General features: G+C 42.3%; 14 protein-coding genes and 1 pseudogene. 9 read left to right on the plus strand and 6 right to left on the minus strand.

Annotated elements, in window-relative coordinates; genetic code table 11:
• Positions 1-9: 9 nt before the first annotated feature.
• The 4 genes and pseudogenes from NG821_RS05115 to NG821_RS05130 all read right to left on the minus strand — a co-directional run bounded on the left by NG821_RS05115 (position 10) and on the right by NG821_RS05130 (position 7130).
• Positions 10-3369 carry a SusC/RagA family TonB-linked outer membrane protein gene (locus tag NG821_RS05115; RefSeq protein ID WP_252760583.1) on the minus strand — a complete coding sequence of 1120 codons (3360 nt, stop codon included), beginning with the start codon at positions 3367-3369 and terminating at the stop codon, positions 10-12.
• 202 nt (positions 3370-3571) lie between these two features.
• The gene (locus NG821_RS05120) at positions 3572-4900 is read right to left on the minus strand and encodes a transglutaminase-like domain-containing protein (protein WP_252760584.1); all 1329 of its coding nucleotides are present in this window, start codon (positions 4898-4900) and stop codon (positions 3572-3574) included.
• A gap of 90 nt (positions 4901-4990) precedes the next feature.
• Positions 4991-6049 (minus strand): annotated as a pseudogene (locus tag NG821_RS05125) (dipeptide epimerase); the annotation flags it as partial.
• A 70-nt stretch (positions 6050-6119) separates the two neighbouring features.
• The gene (locus NG821_RS05130) at positions 6120-7130 is read right to left on the minus strand and encodes a C40 family peptidase (protein ID WP_252760586.1); all 1011 of its coding nucleotides are present in this window, start codon (positions 7128-7130) and stop codon (positions 6120-6122) included.
• A 317-nt stretch (positions 7131-7447) separates the two neighbouring features.
• On the opposite strand from NG821_RS05130, the gene ilvA reads away from it, so the two are divergent.
• Both ilvA and NG821_RS05140 read left to right on the plus strand, forming a co-directional pair.
• On the plus strand, positions 7448-8650 hold the full coding sequence (ilvA, locus tag NG821_RS05135; RefSeq protein ID WP_252760587.1) for a threonine ammonia-lyase: 1203 nt from the start codon (positions 7448-7450) through the stop codon (positions 8648-8650).
• 49 nt (positions 8651-8699) lie between these two features.
• Complete coding sequence (locus NG821_RS05140) at positions 8700-9074, plus strand: RidA family protein (RefSeq protein WP_252760588.1); 375 nt, start codon at positions 8700-8702, stop codon at positions 9072-9074.
• Positions 9075-9256: 182 nt separating this feature from the next.
• Here the strand turns inward: NG821_RS05140 and NG821_RS05145 are convergent, their stop codons facing one another.
• Positions 9257-9511, minus strand: a complete 255-nt coding sequence (locus NG821_RS05145) for a hypothetical protein (RefSeq protein WP_252760589.1) — start codon at positions 9509-9511, stop codon at positions 9257-9259.
• A gap of 411 nt (positions 9512-9922) precedes the next feature.
• Complete coding sequence (locus NG821_RS05150) at positions 9923-10936, minus strand: aspartate-semialdehyde dehydrogenase (RefSeq protein ID WP_252760590.1); 1014 nt, start codon at positions 10934-10936, stop codon at positions 9923-9925.
• Positions 10937-11218: 282 nt separating this feature from the next.
• Here NG821_RS05150 and NG821_RS05155 point away from each other — a divergent pair, with 282 nt between their 5' ends.
• The 7 genes from NG821_RS05155 to NG821_RS05185 all read left to right on the plus strand — a co-directional run bounded on the left by NG821_RS05155 (position 11219) and on the right by NG821_RS05185 (position 19679).
• Positions 11219-11893 (plus strand): ABC transporter ATP-binding protein, encoded by a 675-nt coding sequence (locus NG821_RS05155; protein WP_252760598.1) that lies wholly within the window; start codon positions 11219-11221, stop codon positions 11891-11893.
• Positions 11894-11964: 71 nt separating this feature from the next.
• Entirely contained in the window at positions 11965-12852 is an 888-nt protein-coding gene (locus NG821_RS05160; protein ID WP_252760591.1) for a CvfB family protein, read from the plus strand.
• A gap of 42 nt (positions 12853-12894) precedes the next feature.
• Entirely contained in the window at positions 12895-14217 is a 1323-nt protein-coding gene (locus tag NG821_RS05165) for an MATE family efflux transporter (protein ID WP_252760592.1), read from the plus strand.
• 253 nt (positions 14218-14470) lie between these two features.
• Positions 14471-15010 (plus strand): thioredoxin, encoded by a 540-nt coding sequence (gene trxA / locus NG821_RS05170; RefSeq protein WP_252760593.1) that lies wholly within the window; start codon positions 14471-14473, stop codon positions 15008-15010.
• A 137-nt stretch (positions 15011-15147) separates the two neighbouring features.
• On the plus strand, positions 15148-15435 hold the full coding sequence (locus NG821_RS05175; protein ID WP_252760594.1) for a MarR family transcriptional regulator: 288 nt from the start codon (positions 15148-15150) through the stop codon (positions 15433-15435).
• A gap of 2205 nt (positions 15436-17640) precedes the next feature.
• On the plus strand, positions 17641-18222 hold the full coding sequence (locus NG821_RS05180) for a DUF3575 domain-containing protein (RefSeq protein ID WP_262921861.1): 582 nt from the start codon (positions 17641-17643) through the stop codon (positions 18220-18222).
• Between the two features lie 23 nt (positions 18223-18245).
• A complete protein-coding gene (locus NG821_RS05185) occupies positions 18246-19679 on the plus strand; it encodes a DUF3868 domain-containing protein (protein ID WP_252760596.1) in 1434 nt (477 codons plus the stop codon).
• Positions 19680-19822: the final 143 nt, after the last annotated feature.

Here is a 19822-nt window from a genome sequence, read left to right on the forward strand (position 1 = left end):
CTGTACTTGTTAGAGTGTGACCTGAACGCCGAATGACCATGTTCTGGTAATCGGGTAGGTACGCCCCCATGTCCCATTGCCTAATCCGCCTTGGCCATCATTCATCTCAGGATCTACAGGTAGGTCTCCACTTCCTTTGTGAAGCAGGAACAAGTTGCTGCCACTGAAATAAACACGCAGCTTCTGCACATAGAATTTCTTGGAAAACAATTCCGGCAGCGTATAACCTAGGGTAATATTTTTCATCCTGAGGTAAGACATGTTAACGAGATATTTGGATTGTGGGTAATAGTTGTGGCTACCTCCGTAAGAAGCGAGGGCTGTTACATTCCCGGCAACCTCGTTGCCTGCATACAAACAAGGGAAGTCATTGCTTTCGCTGATATTCACGATTCCGTCAGCAGGATCGTAGACATTGTATTTGGTTTGATTTGAATAGATGGCGAGATCAGCACTCCGCATTTCCGGAAAGACAAATGAGGACAGTGTCCACATATCACGCTTGCCGACGCCTTGGAAAAACAAGTCCAAATCAAAACCTTTGAAAGTACCGCCAATGTGGAAACTGTATTCATATCGGGGGAGTACATTCCCAATGACTTTCAAATCACCATGATCATCTACCGTTCCCTTTCCTCCATCGATTTTTCCATCATTATTCAGGTCTTTGAATTTAATGTCTCCAGGACCATATACGAAGTTGTTGGTTTGTATGCCTGTTTGGTCAGCAACACCTTTCTTATAATTCCACGAACCATCTGCGTTTTGACCGTTGAAATCATTTTCTGTAAAGTAGCGGTCTGTTTCAAAGCCCCAAATATCTCCCCATGTTTCTCCTTGATAGGCATAAGAACGGTCTTCTGTATGGCCGATCAACTTGGAGGTGTTGTTCCATTTGGTTACGACTGTCTTGGAATCCCCGATATTGAAATTGGCATAGAGTCCTAAACTCTTATTCAATTGTTTACGCCAACTTAAAGATATTTCCCAACCTCTAGTCCGGAGTTGGCCTGCGTTGGTATAAGGAGCTGAGTCTCCTACAGCTGAAGGAAGGGCATTGCCCGGTGCCAGCATATCTTTAGTGGTCCGTTGATACCAGTCTGCAGTCAGGGAGAGTGCATCATTGAAGAAATCCAGGTCAACACCTGCGTCAAAGGTATAAATACGTTCCCAAGTTAACTGTGAGGATACCCAACTTGGCATATTGAATTGATTGACTTTTGCACCATCTCCATCCAACCAGTAAAGGCTGCCTTGAGCTACAGGTGAAATTGTTGAGATGAACATATTGTCACCTACAGCTTCATTCCCGATCTCACCGTATGAGAGCCGCAGTTTACCATTAGAGATATACTGATGGAGGTGATTCCAGTAAGGCTCTTCAGTGAATCGATAACCTAATGAACCTGAAGGGAAGAAAGCCCATTTGTCTCCTTGTGGAAATCTGGAACTGCCGTCATAGCGTCCATTGAGTTCCAAAAGATAGATGTCCTTGTAATTGTAATTGATTCGACCGAAATACCCGGCTGTAGAGCGGTCTCCTGTTGAGGCATCGATGGCAGCTTTGGTCATGTCTCCGTAGGCGAGATTCAATTGCGGATAATTTTCATCGTAAAGTTGGGTACGGAGCGCATCGAACATATCAGATTTGTAGTCTTCTCCGTTGATACCCAGCATAACGCTGAGGTTGTGGACATTGTCCCAAACATGTGTATAGTTGAGATAAGCATTGGCAGTCCATCTGTTGACCTTGATATTCTGACGGTAGGCATTCGTAGTTGACGGTTGAACGATATATTGCGGTTCCGTTCCCGTCCAGTTCATTCCATAAACGCTATGGTTACTGGAACTATAGTTGTAGTTGTCTACCTGGAAAGTATAGTCAGCATTTAATGTCAGATCCTTTGTGATATGTGCTGTCGCATAAGCATTCAGTTTAGTGACGTCATGGATGTCATAAATTCTGGATGCCTGCTTCTGCATGGCAATAACACGAAAGTCTTGGGGAGTACCGTTTGCATCATCCATGATCCCTGAAGGGATGAAAAATGACCCCCATCGCCAGATGTACTGATAAATATAGTTGTAGGCGTTGGCACTAGTCATGCGTCGACGTGTGAAATTAAAGCGGGTACCGATTGTTAACCAATCAGTGGCATCGGTCTTCAAATTGACCGTAGCATTGTATCTGTCAAGTTTCCCAGGATTAAATGCCATGACATCCTGTTTGTAATTATATCCTAAAGAAGTATAGAATGTCGTTTTACCGCTGGCTCCGGATATTGAGATGTTGTGGCTTGAAGAAGGTGCTGCGTCATTATACCAGATCTTCTGTAGATCATAATCCGCATAATACATCGGCTGACCGTCAATGATGGCGTAGTCGCCTACATCACTGTCGCTCTTATAAGGGCGCATGACGCTATAACCTTTTTTACCACTGTTTTGCTCTTTCCATTTCTCTGCGTAGGGAAGGAGCTTATCGAAGTACATGCCGAAGAGTTCTACTGAAGCCGCCCCAGCTCTGTTTTTTGCAGACATGGCAGCATTGAGCTGGGTAGGTACATCCGGAAAGTTAGGGAGGACAGTAGCATCATCCCAACCGAAGTTGTTTTCATACTTCACTGAAATACGGTCTCCTTTGTTAGCTTGCTTTGTCGTAATCAGGATGACACCGAAAGCTGCACGACTGCCATAGATAGATGACGAAGCCGCATCCTTCAATACCGAGATAGAAGCGATGTCATCTCCGTTAATCATAGTCAAGTCATCTGTAGGTACACCGTCCACGACGATAAGCGGGGATGAATTCTCACCGTTGGAGAGCGTTCCCAATCCTCGGATACGGATTGTAGGTTGCCCATTGATATCGCCACTTGTGTTAACTATAGAAAGTCCGGGAACAGCACCCTGAAGTGCTTTCGCAACATCTTGCTCAGGTCTGGAAGATAGGGTTTGGCTCAGGTCGACATTGGCGACAGACCCCGTCAGATCGACTTTCTTTTGCTGACCATAACCTACTGCCACGACCTCGTCCAGCATGGCATTGTCTGTAGCCATCTGTATTTTCATGCCGTTAGTAGCTTTTACAACCACCGTCTTATAACCGAGGTAAGAAATTTGAATCCTAGTCCCGGGTGCAAGTTTTAGAGAGAAGTTACCGTCGGCATCGGTAATACTCCCCCTTGTACTTCCGATCTCGGTGATGCTCGCTCCTACGATCGGTTCTCCTTTTTCATCAACGACGCGTCCTTTTACAAAGGCGTTATCCTGTGTAACATCTTCTGGTGCAGGTGAAGCATATAGAAAACTATCTATAGCACCACATGACAAGAATGCTGCTACCATCAAAGCAAGTAGTCTTTTCATAAGCTCTTTTTAAATTGGTTACTATTAAGTATGGTTATCGTTAGTTCAATTGAAAGTACTCGCCATTTTACTTGACTTAACATTAAATAAACTTTGTGTACAAAGATTGATTTTTTTCTGAATATAAACAAGAAAAATATGTTAAAGTATAGATTTTTGTTAAGATTATCCTTTTAACATTCCATTTACTCGTGACGAATTCCTAATTTGTCGATTTTATAACCGAAAGTTTCCAGTGCCAGTTATCAAAATATACGTTACCTCCTTTCCATTCAACTTCACCTCTTTGGAAATCGACTGTTTCACTACGGGGGTATGTCTTTTCCGGATATAAAGGCATACTGAAGTCGGAATTGACGACCAGTCTCCATGAATCGATGCCACCCAGAAAGAAATAGGTCTCTTTGTCATTCTTTGCATAACAGGGAATTCCGAATGACATGTCTGCAGGTACCCATCCTGCGCCTTCGAAATAGAGTTCTCCCCAGTCGTGCAGATTTTCATATTGGGGGTGCATCATGAATCCGCTTTCAAAATGTGCAGGTATACCACTGATGCGGCATAGCGTCAGAAAGAGCAGTGTCACTTGACCACAGTCGCCATGATGATTCTCCAATACGTATTCGGGGATGTTTGATATGGTGGAATATTCACGTGCTGAGGCCCATGGGAAATGAGCGTTGATCCAAGTGAATATCTTTCTTGCCTTGAGTAGGGGATTGTCGGTGCCTTGTGTCAGACTGTCGGCTAGTTGCCGAAGGCGGGGCGTAAAAACGATGTGCTTGTCACGCTCTGATGTATAGGTCTTGTATAGTGGACTGTCTTTTTGATAGGGCTGAATATCTTCAGGTTTCAAGTCAAACCAACTCCCGAAGGATGTAAATTCAAAAGTCTCGGAAAAAACTGTAGGTTCACCCTTTATCGCCTTCTTCTCCATATATAATGATGAATGAGCAGAATTCTCAGGAGACAAGATATAACTCTTCTCACTGGCATTGAGCAACTTGACATCCTTTTGTCGCTGTATGTCACGACGTGGAAAAGGCATCCAGCATCTTACGATTTCTCCTTCCGGTACGGCATCAGCATTCACTGTAATGGTGTAGGTGATACGCATATGCTTGGGCTCTGCCAGATGTAAAGGATGGTGTGGGGCCTCACGGATAATAAGTGGGACATTCGTTTGATCTACCGTCTCATACCCGTTCTTTGCTATACCGTCCTTCGATTCTTTTATCTTCCGGCAGGATGGGTCAATAAGGAAAAGATTTGAAGCAGCGTTATGGAAATAGAGTTTCTTCCCATCAATTATTCTCGCTTCTAATGCTCCCGTCTTTTCCCAATTATCCATTTGCTGGTCGGAAACATCTGGAATATACTGCCGGATGTAAGTCTTGACCTCTTCACGAGTTTTGTTGAAATCATATAGGAGTCTGTGATGCAAATCAGACTCCCAATGGTAGTTTTCGGCAGGGAGTAAAGTCGATACCAAACATGCTGAGACCATAAGTAGAATTTGTCTTGTGTTCATTCCGAATCAATTTCTTCTAGAATATTCAAATAGGTTCAGACTGGGAACAAGCAGCCTTTACACCTATTTATATATTAGGGAAACGTGCTTTTAATCTTCTATCTTTCTTATACCGATGCCGGGGCTGTCAGGTAGGAATATTTTTCCTCCGATGACCTGCATACCTACGAAACGGTCGTTGGCGATGAGAAGATTCCCGTCAAGGTCGGCAAAATCAACTGCTGGAGAGAGTTGTGCGGCGGCACTGACTGCGCAAGAAGTCTCTGTCATACAACCGACCATGACTTTCATGTTTCTTGCACGTGCATAGTTGATCATCTTCCAGGCTTCTCTCATACCCGTACATTTCATGAGTTTGATGTTAATACCGGAATAGACTCCCTCCGTATCCTTTATGTCCTTCAACCGTTGTACAGCTTCATCGGCAAAGGTAGGCAGGGGACTGTGTTCCGTCAGCCACGTCATATCATCAATTTGTTCTTTAGGCATCGGTTGTTCTACCATGACAATGCCTTTTTCTTTAAGCCAGCAGATCATGTCAAGAGCTTTCTCGCGGTCTTTCCAACCTTGGTTGACATCGACGGCAATGGGAAGGTCTGTCACGGTGCGTATGGTATCAATCAACTCTTTGTCGTGGTCACTGCCTAATTTTACTTTCAGAATATTGAATTGACCGGCACATTCCCTCGTCTTCGTCTTTACCATTTCCGGACTGTCAATGCCTATGGTAAAGGTCGTCGAAGGCGCCTTGTCGCGATTCAGTCCCCATATCTTGTACCACGGAGCACCCAGCATTTTTCCTACGAGGTCATGAAGGGCAATGTCAATGGCGGCTTTTGCTGCCGTGTCTCCTGGCGAAAGACTGTCCACATAACTCAGAATATCTTCCATCTGAAAGGGGTCATGAAACTGACTTAAATCTGTCTTTTTGAGAAATGCGGTGACGCTTTCTACTGATTGCCCCAGATATTGGGGCATAGAAGCTTCTCCAAATCCCTTGATGCCATCATATTCTATTTCTAATTGGACGTCCGGAGTTGTCGTACGCGAATAAGAAGAAACGGTAAAGACATGCTTTAGTTTCAGTTCATAAGGGTAAAAACTCAGTTTAAGATAGTCGTCTTTCCCTTTGTGATTAATGTTGATAGAAGGGTTTTCTGTTTGATCCATTGCCATAACTTTTCGCCACTATTCCCCGGCCTTTGAAGGTCAGAGGCTGTTATTTGTAAAATTCGTTCTTGTCAGTTGTGTTGATGCCCTTTTCCTGATTGATGTAAGGCAGTACACGTTGAGCCCAAAGCAAGCGGTTGAGGTCATATTCATCATAGTCTTTGTCCTTAGGATTGAAACTGCTGATGTGGACGTATCCCAAAGAGTGTATGAATTTCTGTTCTCCGATATAGATGCCCACATGGCAGACGCGTGCGTCTTTTCCTTCACAACCGTCACATCCGAAGAAGAGCAGGTCACCCGGTCGGAGATTGCTGAAATCGTGGGCAATATCAATATGTGCACCGAGATAGGCCTGTTGTGAGGCGTCTCGGGAGAGAATGATGTCGTGCTGCATGAAAACTGTCCTTACAAACCCACTGCAATCCACGCCTTTAGTACTCATGCCACCCCACATATAGGGTATACCCATCAGTGTCTTGGCAGTGGCAATGATGCTTTTGGCGTCTTGCTTGATATTCTTGCGCCAGCCACTCACGATGGCGCCATCTGATTTGGGAAGATATCCGGTCCTCCCGTCAGGATAAGCCACATGATAGAATTTTCCGTTCTCGTCCAGCAGTTTGAGGCGGTCACTGGCAACGACGTCACTGATGGTCTGGGATTTCATGTCGTTCTTGCTATAGACGAAGCCGTAAATGGCCGTTACGACGATCTGAGGACCTTCGTTCCATGCTTTCACTTCATCCTTTGTTGCCCGGCAGAGGAAAGAATTAAGCACCCATGATTCATAGTCGTCAGGTGTCTGGACTTTCATCCAAGTGCCGTCTTCAAGTATTTTTATCGGGGTGCCCAACAAAGCCTGGGATGCCATTCCCGCATCATAGTCTCCGGATTGTCTCAGGTTGCAGACGGAAACATCTACGATGCCCCATGGTTTGTCGTCTGTTGTATCTTTGATTCTTACAGGTCCTGCACCTGGTACAGCTCCAATAATAGGGGACATGATCATCAGGCAGTTGGCAGAGGTAATCAATTTTTCTAAAAAATGAATTGTCATGATGTAAAGACCTTAATTTATGACTGTAAAGTTAGATGATTACTATTTTTTTGCAAAGTTAATAAAAAAAATGATAACAGATTGATGAAGATACAATAATATTGGTTTCTTTTGTCTTTTATTCGGATTCTGTCTTTGCTTTCGTTAAAACAATGCTCCATTTGACTTTTAATTCAGATGTATTCGCCTCTTTAAAAGTTCGAATTGTAAATGTAGTAAATATTTTAACTGAAAAATTTTATGCTTATTTTATGCTTAGGTATGTGCATGTTTCATAATTTATTCCTATTTTTGCAGTAGTAAATCAATGCTATATCATGCTATCATTAGACAATTTTTATAAGGCCAGATATGTCTTGAATGAAGTTGTACGCAAAACGTATTTGGTACATGCTTCCAAGATTAATCCTGATGTGGATGTGTATCTGAAACCGGAATGCTTGCAGAGGACCGGCTCCTTTAAGATCCGTGGTGCTTACTTCAAGATCTCGCAACTTTCGGATCAGGAGAAAGCAAAGGGTGTTGTCGCTTGCTCTGCTGGTAACCACGCTCAGGGTGTGGCTTTAGGGGCAACAGCCATGGGAGTGAAATCTCTCATTTGTCTTCCTGCAGGGGCTCCTATCAGTAAGGTGGAGGCAACTAAACGACTGGGAGCAGAGGTTTGTCTGGTCCCGGGTGTCTATGACGATGCTTATCAGAAGGCCATCGAACTGCGTGACCAGAAAGGTTACACCTTCGTACATCCTTTCAATGATGAGAACGTCATTGCCGGTCAGGGTACGATTGGACTCGAGTTGCTGGATCAACTCCCAGACTTGGATGCCGTGGTCGTCCCTGTAGGCGGCGGTGGATTGATTTCAGGTGTCGCCTTTGCATTAAAGAGTCTCAACCCGAAAGTGAAAGTTTATGGTGTCCAGGCTGAAGGGGCGCCAAGTATGGCTAAGAGTCTGAAGGATGGCAAGGTGGAATGTCTGCCGTCTGTGTCTACGATTGCTGATGGCATTGCAGTGAAAGAACCGGGAGACTTGACGTTCAGTATTTGTCAGAAATATGTGGATGGGATAGTTACGGTAAATGAGGACGAGATTTGTGCTGCCATCCTACGCTTGATAGAGAGTGAGAAAATGGTCTCTGAAGGGGCCGGTGCTGCCAGTGTCGCTGCTGTAATGTTTAATAAGGTGCCGGTAAAAGGCAAGAAAACGGTCTGTATCGTCAGTGGTGGCAATATAGACGTGACGATCCTGAATCGTATTATCAACAGGGGACTTGCAAAGAGCGGACGCTTGTGCACACTGGATATGGAACTTGATGACCAGCCAGGAAGACTGGTGTCTGTCTGTAGTGTGATCGCTCAACTTGGAGCGAATATCACCGGCGTACATCATGACCGCTCTGCTAATCGACAGAAAGTCAATTCCTGTATCCTTCGGGTGAGTATGGAGACAAAAAATGAGAAGCATATAGAAGAGATCATTAAGGCATTGAATTCCAAGGGACTCAATGTCCACCAAATTTTATAACTTTTCCCGGAGTTGTTCGAGATAAAGATCATTTTAAAAAACGATAGATATGAAACCAATTCACACAAACAATGCACCAGCTGCCATAGGCCCTTATAGCCAGGCAATCGAAGTTAATGGATTTGTATTTGCCTCAGGTCAGATACCAATTGATCCTAAAACGGGTCAGTTAGTGCCTGGAGGAATCAAAGAACAGACTAAGCAGGCATTAACGAATGCCGGAAATATTCTCAAGGCAGCAGGTACTGATTTGAACCACGTGGTAAAAACAACCGTGTATTTGGACAATATCGATGACTTCACGGCAATGAATGAAGTTTATGCCGGTTTCTTTACAGAACCTTTTCCAGCTCGCTCAGCCGTAGCTGTGAAAAAACTCCCTAAAGGTGCACTCGTAGAGGTAGAGGTGTTGGCTGCTAAGTAGATGAAGTATCTTGAATGGAGTAGAGAATTCTGTCAACTGACATAAAGAAATTAATTGTTTCCAATAAACTGTCACTGTTTTACAGTGACAGTTTTTTTATGCTGTTTTTCTCAAGAGAAAAGATACGGGAAACGGTTATCAATAAAAAGACCCGGCACATCAGGCCGGGTCTAAAAAAGCTATTACCAATTGAACTTATACAATTTCTTTGCCAATTTCTTAATCGATTTAGAATTGGGTTTAACAGACCCATGTTCGTTTTTAGATACAAAATAATTCAGATCATACTGTTCACATCCTCTGCTTTGTGTCGGGTCATCTATGACCGTCTCCCCCAATATCGGTTCAATGAGAAGTTTGGAATTGAGAGGATAGCGGCTGGGATGTGCGATGTAGTCCCAGATCAGTGAAGTAAGGTTGGTTATAAATGATGTCATCGAAGAAATTCTTTTCTGTAACATAAGCCTCGTGATTTTTATTTAGATAAAGCAAATATACACTCTATCATTGTATTCGCAAAATTTATGCCGATTATTTAGATAACATTGAAACAGCTTAAGTTTTACTCGATAAATTCAACAAAAATAAATTAAAATACTGAAAGTTTAACGAATGGATAACCCTTTTCCCTTTCATTCTCATGGAATCTAAAGTGTTGGTAATCAGTAGTCAAATAGGAATTGTCTATTTGCGTGGTTTAATGTGGCATGACTTGGTAAGCCAGAATGTCAGTAGGTGTTTCTCAAGGTAGAAAACAAAAAATCAACGAACTGGCAAGACAGAATCTTGAGTCCGTTGATAAGCTATGACAGCAAATGCGGGAGAGCTCGCTTTGCTTTTGAGATCATTTATTTCACGTTACCTGTCTTGATCAGATATTCTGCTATCTGAACTGCATTCAGGGCTGCACCTTTTCTTATCTGGTCACCTGTAAGCCAAAGTGTGCAACTATTGTCATCGGCTAAGTCTTTACGGATACGACCAACGTATACATCATCTTTTCCTGCGCTCTCTAAAGGCATCGGATAGACATAGTGCTGGGGGTCATCCTTCAACTGTACACCGGGAGCCTTTGACAAGGCTTTCCGTATTTCTTCTACACTCAGAGGACGTTCAGTTTCGAACCAGACACTCTCAGAATGAGAACGGAGCGAACTGACACGTACACAGGTAGCGCTTGTGCGTACATCACTGTGCATGATCTTGCGTGTCTCGTTATACATCTTCATCTCTTCCTTCGTGTAGTCGTTGGGTGTCATCTTGTCAATTTGAGGAATGACATTATAGGCTAATTGGTGAGGGAACTTTTTGATGGTGGTGACTTTTCCGTCTTCAACCATTTCCTTGTATTGCTCTTGCAATTCTTTCATGGCTGAGGCACCTGCACCACTGGCGCTCTGGTAAGAAGCGATATGGATCTTCTTGATGTGGCTGAGTTTGTCAATAGGATTCAGCACCACAACCATCATGATGGTCGTACAATTCGGATTGGCTATAATTCCCCGAGGCCTGTTCAAGGCATCTTCAGGATTGATTTCAGGAACGACCAAAGGTACATCGTTGTCCATTCTGAAATGGCTGGAATTATCGATCATCACTGCACCATATTTCGTGATTGTATCAGCAAATTCGCCTGCAGTGTCACCACCTGCGGAAGTGAAGGCAATGTCAACATCTTTAAAGTCATCGTTCTTCTGTAAAAGTTTGACTTCATAATCTTTCCCTTTGAAATTGTATTTTCTGCCGGCAGAACGATGGGAACCGAACAATACCAGGTCATCAAGAGGAAAATTTCTTTCAGCGAGGATGCGCAGGAACTCTTGTCCTACAGCTCCGCTTGCTCCAACAATAGCTACTTTCATATCTCGAAATTTTTAGATGAATGGGATAGTTCATGCAAATGTACAACTTTTAGAGTAGAAAACATAAAAAGGCAGCACCTTTTTAATAAAATGATTCTTATTCAGTCTGTAAATCGTAAAATCTTCGCATCTTTACGCAGGCGTTTCTCTTTTTTTATTAACTTTGCAGGTATCCGGTACGGTCTTTTAGATGAGGACTGACTGGAGTTTTGTAAAAAAGACATTTGGTAATTGATGAAGGATACACCTATGGAAAGAGAAGAAAATTCTGCCCCTGAGAGTATGATTGACACGAAAGGCATCACAAAGTCTTTTGGAAAGTTGCAAGTGCTGAAAGGCATTGATTTGCATGTGAATAAAGGCGAAGTTGTAAGCATCGTCGGACCTTCGGGTGCAGGAAAGACTACTTTGCTGCAGATTATCGGAACGCTGGACCAACCTGACAGTGGTTCTATTTTCATTGACGGAATAGATGTCAGAAATTTCTCTACTAGAAAATTGAGCGATTTCCGCAATCGTCATATCGGATTCGTGTTCCAGTTTCATCAATTGCTGCCTGAGTTTTCAGCTTTGGAAAATATCATGATCCCGGCTTTTATTGCCGGTGTAGGGCGGAGCAAGGCAGAGAAAAGAGCGATGCATTTATTGAAATTCATGGGGCTGGAAGATCGTGCCGGGCATAAGCCAAACGAACTTTCCGGGGGTGAAAAGCAACGGGTCGCTGTCGCCCGGGCACTGGTCAATCATCCTGATGTCATCCTCGCTGATGAACCTTCCGGATCTTTGGATAGTAAAAACAAGGCTGAACTTCACCAACTCTTCTTTGACCTGAGAGACAAGACCGGACAGACATTTGTCATCGTAACACATGATGAAAATCTGGCAGCCTTGACAGACAGAACCATCCAACTCAAAGACGGACAGATCATCGGAGAAACCAGGAAGGGCGAACAATAGAAGAAGTCTTGCCTTGCTAGCTGGAGCAGGTACTGAAGACAGTGGCATAACTGAAGTAATAGAAGATCATAATGGATAAAGAAATAGAACAGGATGAGCATCTCGATAGAGATGATTTTGAGATAAAGTTAGGAGATTATAATACCCTAAAGGTCGTTAAGGAAGTCGATTTCGGGGTCTATCTGGATGGCGGTAAGGATGGGGAAATCCTGATGCCGAAAAAATATGTCCCTGAAGGTATAAAGCCGGGTGATGAAGTGAAGGCTTTCATCTATCTGGATTCCGAGGAACGGCCTGTAGCAACGATGGAGACACCTTTGGCTAAGGTCGGAGACTTCGCTTGGCTCAAAGTGAGTTGGATAAATAAGTTCGGAGCTTTTCTGGATTGGGGTGTAGAGAAAGATATGTTCTGTCCTTTTCGGGAGATGAAGAAAAGGATGGAGATGGGACAGTACTATATTGTCTATATCTATGTGGATGAGAAAACCTATCGACTGGTCGCTACTGCAAAGATTGACAAGTATATTACCCCTGTCCCGCCCGAGAAGTATAAGCCGGGAGATGAGGTACAACTTCTGGTTTGGCAAAAAACTGATTTAGGGTTCAAGGTGATTGTAGATAACGCGTATCAAGGCCTGATCTATGAGGATCAGATCTTCCGGCATCTGCATTCAGGAGACCGTCTCCCCGGTTTCGTCAGTTTGGTTCGTACAGACGGGAAACTTGATATTACTTTACAGCAAACGGGAAAGGCTGAACGTTTGAACTTTGCTAACGCTCTCCTGGACTACCTTGAAGCAAATGAAGGTTATTGCGATTTGGGTGATAAGAGTGAAGCAGACGATGTATACGAACGTTTCCAAGTGAGCAAGAAAGTTTTCAAGAAAGGTATAGGTGAACTTTATAAGAAGGGATTGGTCACGGTTTCCCCTACAAGTGTCAGGTTAGTGAAGAAATAACGGTTTACAGGCTCTCATTGTATTCAGACATATAATTTTATTTTGAACGGTCGTTTTCAGCAGATTTTTCGATTGGCTTTGCCGTCAATCATGTCTAACATAACGGTCCCGCTACTCGGACTGTGTGATGTCATGATTGTCGGGCACATTGGTGACGCCCACTATATCGCCGCTATCTCAGTGGGGACAATGATCTTCAATGTGATCTATTGGGTCTTCGGATTTCTGAGAATGGGCACAGGGGGCATGACCTCTCAGGCTTTAGGCCGCCGGGATCTGGCTGAAGATATGAGATTGCTGCTGCGTGCGCTGTCTATAGGTTTCGGCATCGGACTGTTGTTCGTCATTCTGCAGCGTCCGATTATCGGAATAGGCTTGTGGGCAATGAAGCCTTCAGCAGACATCATCGAACTTTGCAAGCGTTATTGTCTGATTGTTATTTGGGGTGCACCGGCGGTTCTGAGCCTTTATGGTTTTACAGGATGGTATGTCGGTATGCAGAATACCCGTTTCCCGATGCTGGTGTCCATCTTGCAGAATGTGATCAATGTCATCGTCAGTTTGTCCTTGGTCTTCGGTGCTCATTTGGATATAGAGGGAGTGGCCTTTGGGACGTTGACAGCCCAGTGGTGTGGCTTCCTTATCGCCTGTTCTTTCTGGTTGTTCAATTATCGGAGATTATGGAAGCATTTGAAAGATACAGCTGGCGGATGGAAAGGAGATTGGCATGCCTGGGGGAAATTCTTTTCAGTCAATCGGGATATCTTTATCCGGACATTGTTCCTTGTTGGAGTATCTTTGAGTTTTACGGCAATCGGCTCTCGTATGGGAGCTGTCATTTTGGCTGCCAACACGCTCCTAATGGAATTTTATACGATATTCTCCTATTTTACCGATGGCTTTGCTTATGCGGGTGAGGCTTTGGGAGGAAAATATTATGGCGCACGAAACAGGGTGTCATTTGAAGGATTAGTCAGAAGTTTTCTCCGTCTTGGGGCGATCATTATGATCTTGTTTACGATCCTCTATGCCTTAGCAGGCAAACCTTTCTTGAATTTGCTGACAAGTGACGGAGATGTTATCAGTGCTGCGGGACCGTATTTCATTTGGGCTGTAGCTATTCCCTTCTGCGGGGTTGCAGCATTCCTTCTGGATGGCATCTTCGTCGGAATTATGAATACCAAAGGCTTGCTCTCCTCCTCAATTACGGCAGCACTCTGTTTCTTCGTGGTCTATTTTCTCTTCCGGAAGACTTTGGGTAATCATGCCCTGTGGTTGGCTTTCGATGCCTTTCTTTTTGTGAGGGGTGCGGTTGAGGCTTTCATCTATTTCAGATGGAAATCGAAAGGACTTTCTTTCCGTTGAATGGTTTTGGCATAAAACTTATTTTGTGATAAGGATGGCATAGAAGATGTCCGTAAAATAGGAAAACTTGAAACGGTATAATCAGTTGTAAGTGTTAATAGAAATTTGCAAGAGTTAATTTCTGCTTTACGATATGTGTTTTTATGCAAAACCTTCGTGCTTTACGTATATTTCCATTATCTTTGTTCACATTTCCTATGGAAAATATTTTCGAAAAGTGGGCTTAATGTCCGTATTTATGGAGGAGGGGGGAATGAAGAAGAAATATATATTTGTAATTACTCTAATACTTTCGGTGCTGACTGCATTTTTAGGAAGTTGTGGGGCAGATAAGAAAAGGGGGCAACTCTTAGAATCTAAGAACCTAACTGGTAAGCAGCGGGCAGAGCAGGCTCGCCATCAACAAATTAATCAAAAACAAGGAGATTTGAAAATGAAACCGATAGAATTGACATCAGAAGAATTCAAGAAAAAGATAATGGACTTTGACCGGTATCCCAAGGATTGGAAGTTTGAAGGCGATCGACCTGCAATCGTGGATTTTTATGCGACTTGGTGTGGACCTTGTAAGGCCGTAGCACCGATTATGGAACAACTCGCAGAGAAATATGCTGGAAAAATCGATTTTTATAAAGTAGATATTGATCAACAAGAAAATGTAGCGGCTGCTTTTAACGTCCAGTCTATCCCTACTATTCTCTTTATCCCGGAATCAGGAGAGCCCTATATGTCTATTGGGGCAATGATGAAGAGTCAGTTTGAAGATATTATCAATGAGCAATTGTTGAAATAATTCTTTTTAAGAAGGGGAGAGTAACATGTGCGCTGCCGGCTGTTCCGGTAGTGTACTTAATCGTTTTAATTATGGACAGTCACTGTATTAGTAAACTGAGAGAAATTTATAGATCATTATCCGTATTAGAAAATCAAATGATGGATATTTTTGGACTGAATCTGAATGAGACCATGCTGCTTTGTGTTTTGTCCGACCACACAGATCCTACTGCCAATGAGATTTCCGAACTGATGAACTTATCTCATTCCAATTCTTCCAAAGTCATCGCTTCCTTAGAGCGAAAGGGTTTGATCAGACGTAGGATTTGCAAAGAAGACAAAAGAAGTATGCGTTTCCACCTGACCAATGAAGGGAAATCACAACTCGAGAAAGTAAACTGTAAGAATATTGCATTGCCGGATTGCCTGAAACAGGTCATGTGAAGGATTTCCTTTTCTCGGCTGTTATTGATTTTATCGGCAACCTTTGTGATGTAGCATAGCGTCTATTTGGCACCGTGCTTCATGTCTATTTCCTTTGTCTATTGCTATGATTAACAGTTGACCTGATTCTTTGGTGTCTTGTGAACTTATTCAGAATATGTCCGTGAATCGACATTGTCTCCACCTTAAAGAGAAACTTCTTCAGAAATGAACACCCCTTATTAAAGATAGATATGACATTGCTTAGTCCATATATGCCCTTTATAGAAAATAAGACGGCTAAGTCATATATAAATAAGGTGTTAGACTCATTAGGGGAATGAGCTCTGTTTCTCTCCTGATTTTTATAAACGGTTTGCTCTTGTCGGAAATTCGATATCGCGGATACCGATAATCAGCAGACATCGTTGCTTGCTTTTTTCTCAACTGAAAGATTTCCTGCTCTTTCTTATTCGATATTGTGCTTTGGAAACTCTTATTTGCTTAGACCAATAGCTGATATGAACGTTTTTCTATTGTATTTTATGTAAAAAGGTATAGATAACCTATTTGTAGCATTAACCGGAGTTTTGCACCCAGTTTTATATAATGGTTAGTGGCATAAGTGGTTGTTTGGGATTGCATTTGTGGAAAAAAGAACCAGTTTAATATCGTTTAACTGAGTTTGATGTTTTTCGTTTCTGTTGTTCCCCATCTTCGTAGCTGAAGATGTACATCCATTTATTGCGTTGACACTTATCCATATATTCCGTTGATACACAACCTGACGTTCCGTTCATCACTTCATATGATGCCGTTGATGAGTTTTATGAGGTACTAATGATAACTTTTATTAGATTCTGTTAAAGCGCTTTATGAGATTCTGTTCATACGTATCCTGACATTGTCCGGATACGCTTTATTAGGGGATAATAAAGCGCTTCTTTAGACCCTAATAAACCGCTTCAACAGATTGCCTTAACTGTTTTGTCAACCAAACACTAAAATAGGGAACGGAGAGGGAACGAGCAGGAACGAAAAGGGAACGAGTTGGGGAACAGGGTGGGATTGGCAGGGAACGGATTTGTTTTCGGCTTCTGCCATCAGAAAGCGGGACAAAGCACCACGATGTGATCTGTTTCCATGTTCATTAACTAAATTTTAGAGGAATCCTTGCACTAATCGAGAACTTTCGTGAGATAAATGTAAGTTATGTGTCCGTTGGATGCTCCTTAGGTGTTTTACCACTACTAAATGGCAAAAATCAAGATAGGTGCAACTTTCTATACTTAAATTTTTTAGTCATTTGATGCCACCAGTGGGTTGGAACAGATTCCTTATAGATTAGTGAAATTTTTTGAATGACAGGACCGGTATTTCTGATAGATAATCGATCTATCCTTAGTGGCAGCAAGATTTTCATGGTCAAAAAGTATATTCGGATAAGAATTTATAGGCGTTTTTCAAGAGATTAACCAATTTTTAAGTCCCCGAAACTTCATTTCTATGGTATTCGATAGATTTAGGTCATCTATATATCTAAGAAAAAGGAATAGTTACTACATAAAATTTCATAATTGGAACAAATTTTGAAGTTCTTTTATCTAGAAAGGCCTATTTTATTTCTTTTTTGAGCTTTTTTTATGGAAAGAGAGACCAAGTCGGTTTATTAGATATTAAAAATTGATTTACTTTATTTTTACTATTTAATAAATAATATTACTGAATATCAATAATTTATACTTATTTTTTACTTACTTTTAATATTTACATGAAAGTAGATAGATATCAAAAAAGCCTAACTTTGCATCGAGAAATTTGAAATGATTACGATTATAGTAATTACTCTGATTTGGAATGATTTGTGAATTCCTTTTCGAAAGCAAGCTCAACTATTTGAGAAGATCATTTTACAATTTAATGAAGAGGAATCCCGCAACGCTATTAATAGTAGGTTGTATGGTCCGATAAATGATAACAGATAAAAAATATATAAAAGATATGAGAAAGATGTTGAATGCACAATTTCTGATTGTTCAGAACAGGGAGCGTTTCTTAAAAAGTTTACGAGATATGGTTAAGATACGTCATGCAAAATTTAAGGTATTAAATGGTGCATATTTTAAATGTAGAAAGGACAGTCTTGCTGAGGTCAAATGACTGTAAGCGGTATCCTGAAATCATTCTAGAATTTTCAAAACAAAATGGAACCAAAAAATAAATAATATGAAAAGGTTTTTTCTATCCATTATAGTTACTCTTTTTATGTTAACGAGTGTAGGTGCTCAGGAAGTAGCTTTAAAGACAAATATTTTATATGATGCTACGGCTACAATCAACATTGGGGTAGAAACGGATTTGGCCAGGCAGTGGACATTAGATGTCTCCGGAAATTACAATCCATGGACTTTTTCCCATAACCGGAAATGGAAGCATTGGTTTGTACAACCAGAAGCCCGCTATTGGCTCTGCGATAAGATGCATGGTTCTTTCTTGGCGGGTCATCTGATCGGTGGTCAATTTAATGTCGGAAATGTGCATACAGATTTTACCTTTCTTGGGACACCTTTTTCCAAGTTAAAGAATTATCGTTATCAGGGATGGATGGCAGGCGCTGGTGTCGGCTATGGCTATTCTTGGATCCTCTCACGTCATTGGAACGTGGAGGCAGAGTTGGCTGTCGGTTATATTTATACCCGCTATGATAAGTATGAATGTGCAACTTGCGGAAACAAGTTGGGAAATGAAGAGTCACATAATTATGTAGGGCCTACAAAGGCTGCCGTGAATCTCATATATGTTTTTTGAACTGAAAAAATATTATGATGAAGATGAAACAGAGTATAAAATTCTTTTTGGCAGCGTTGGCTGTGTTAGCCGTACCTTCTGCAGTTGAAGCCCAGATGCTTTCAAATACAAAGGTGAATGTGACTCGCTCATCTGCCAAAAAACAAGGGAACAATGTCAGGTTGGAAATGGACTTGGATTTGAGTAATATGTTTCTTTCGGAAAATCGTGGAATCATATTCACTCCGATGTTCGTCAATGCTGAGGATACAGTGAAATTGCCAGCAGCAGAGATTATGGGCAAAGCCAGATATGTCTATTTCCTGCGTCGGCATAAGGCTGCCACCGAAAGCCCTGCAGTCGTAGTAAAGCGGAATAACGGGAAGCCTCAGGTCGTCCATTATAGTTGTGCAGTCCCATTTGAGAATTGGATGTCACAATCTCAACTGATTATGGGTGAGGGACTTTGCGGATGCGACCAGACTTTGTTGTCGTCTAATCCTTTCCAATCACTGCGTGGCGTAAATCTCCGTCCTGATGAATGGAATTATCAGTTTGCTTATGTACAACCCAGCGATGAGGATGTAAAGATGCGGATGGCTTCAGGTACAGCGAGGTTAGATTTTCCAATTGGCAGTTCTACTATTATCCCAGATTTTGGGAAGAATGCTTCCGAGTTGATGAAAATCCGCCATACCATCGAACCTATCAATGATGATCCTGACATCAAAGTCACGAAAATCATTCTGCATGGTTTTGCTTCCCCTGATGGAGGTTATGCAGTCAATTTACGGTTATCTCATAAACGTACAGCCGCACTTTCAAACTGGCTGATCAACGAATATCATTTTCCAACTGACGCACTGCAGGTAGACTGGACAGCTGAGGACTGGCAGAGTGTACGGGAATATGTAGAAAACAATTCCGTACCTTATCAGAGTCGGATTCTGGCAGTGATTGATAACGGTCTTAAACCGGACAGTAAGGAAGCATACCTGAAAAAGCATTTTCCACTGTTTCACAGAACTTTAATGAATAGTGTATATCCGGGTTTGCGTCGTGTCGATTATACCGTAGACTATAACGTTAGGAATTTTGATCTTCAGGAAGCCCGTGAAATAGTCAAGACTCGTCCGAATAAGTTATCATTGATTGAAATGTACAAAGTCGCTCAGAGTTATGAGCCCGGGAGTCAAGATTTCAAACAGGTCTTCGATATTGCCGTACGCATGTATCCCAACAGTCCACTCGCCAATCTGAATGCAGCCAATGCTTCATTGAGTCGTGGTGATACCATCAGTGCAAAGACTTTCCTGATGAAAGCCGGTGATGGTCCGGAAGTAGAGAATGCCCGCGGTGTGTTGGAAGTCAAGAAAGGTGATTATTCCCAAGCCTTGAATGATTTCAAGGAAGCTGCGGATGCAGGTCTTGAGGCTGGGAAATTCAATTTGCAAGAACTATCAAAAAAACAACAATAATAAAGAGTTTATCATTTATTTAGGGTCCGCTGATTTATTTTCATCAGCCGATGGCGAGAACGGGAGTTTTCTCAGCCACCAGGCTTTGATTTCTAAAGATCCCGGTATTTTCCGGGATTATTCTGATGATTTCCATCATTTCA

This window comes from Segatella cerevisiae (assembly GCF_024054555.1).
Taxonomy (GTDB): Bacteria; Bacteroidota; Bacteroidia; order Bacteroidales; family Bacteroidaceae; genus Prevotella; species Prevotella cerevisiae.

Excerpts from the sequence above, each read along its gene's own strand:
- NG821_RS05175 (WP_252760594.1), top strand. The coding sequence starts at position 15,148 with ATGATGGATATTTTTGGACTGAATCTGAATGAGACCATGCTGCTTTGT.
- NG821_RS05145 (WP_252760589.1), bottom strand. The coding sequence starts at position 9,511 with ATGACATCATTTATAACCAACCTTACTTCACTGATCTGGGACTACATC.
- NG821_RS05180 (WP_262921861.1), top strand. The coding sequence starts at position 17,641 with ATGAAAAGGTTTTTTCTATCCATTATAGTTACTCTTTTTATGTTAACG.
- NG821_RS05120 (WP_252760584.1), bottom strand. The coding sequence starts at position 4,900 with ATGAACACAAGACAAATTCTACTTATGGTCTCAGCATGTTTGGTATCG.
- NG821_RS05140 (WP_252760588.1), top strand. The coding sequence starts at position 8,700 with ATGAAACCAATTCACACAAACAATGCACCAGCTGCCATAGGCCCTTAT.
- NG821_RS05150 (WP_252760590.1), bottom strand. The coding sequence starts at position 10,936 with ATGAAAGTAGCTATTGTTGGAGCAAGCGGAGCTGTAGGACAAGAGTTC.
- NG821_RS05160 (WP_252760591.1), top strand. The coding sequence starts at position 11,965 with ATGGATAAAGAAATAGAACAGGATGAGCATCTCGATAGAGATGATTTT.
- NG821_RS05115 (WP_252760583.1), bottom strand. The coding sequence starts at position 3,369 with ATGAAAAGACTACTTGCTTTGATGGTAGCAGCATTCTTGTCATGTGGT.
- ilvA (WP_252760587.1), top strand. The coding sequence starts at position 7,448 with ATGCTATCATTAGACAATTTTTATAAGGCCAGATATGTCTTGAATGAA.
- NG821_RS05155 (WP_252760598.1), top strand. The coding sequence starts at position 11,219 with ATGATTGACACGAAAGGCATCACAAAGTCTTTTGGAAAGTTGCAAGTG.
- trxA (WP_252760593.1), top strand. The coding sequence starts at position 14,471 with ATGAAGAAGAAATATATATTTGTAATTACTCTAATACTTTCGGTGCTG.
- NG821_RS05130 (WP_252760586.1), bottom strand. The coding sequence starts at position 7,130 with ATGACAATTCATTTTTTAGAAAAATTGATTACCTCTGCCAACTGCCTG.
- NG821_RS05185 (WP_252760596.1), top strand. The coding sequence starts at position 18,246 with ATGAAACAGAGTATAAAATTCTTTTTGGCAGCGTTGGCTGTGTTAGCC.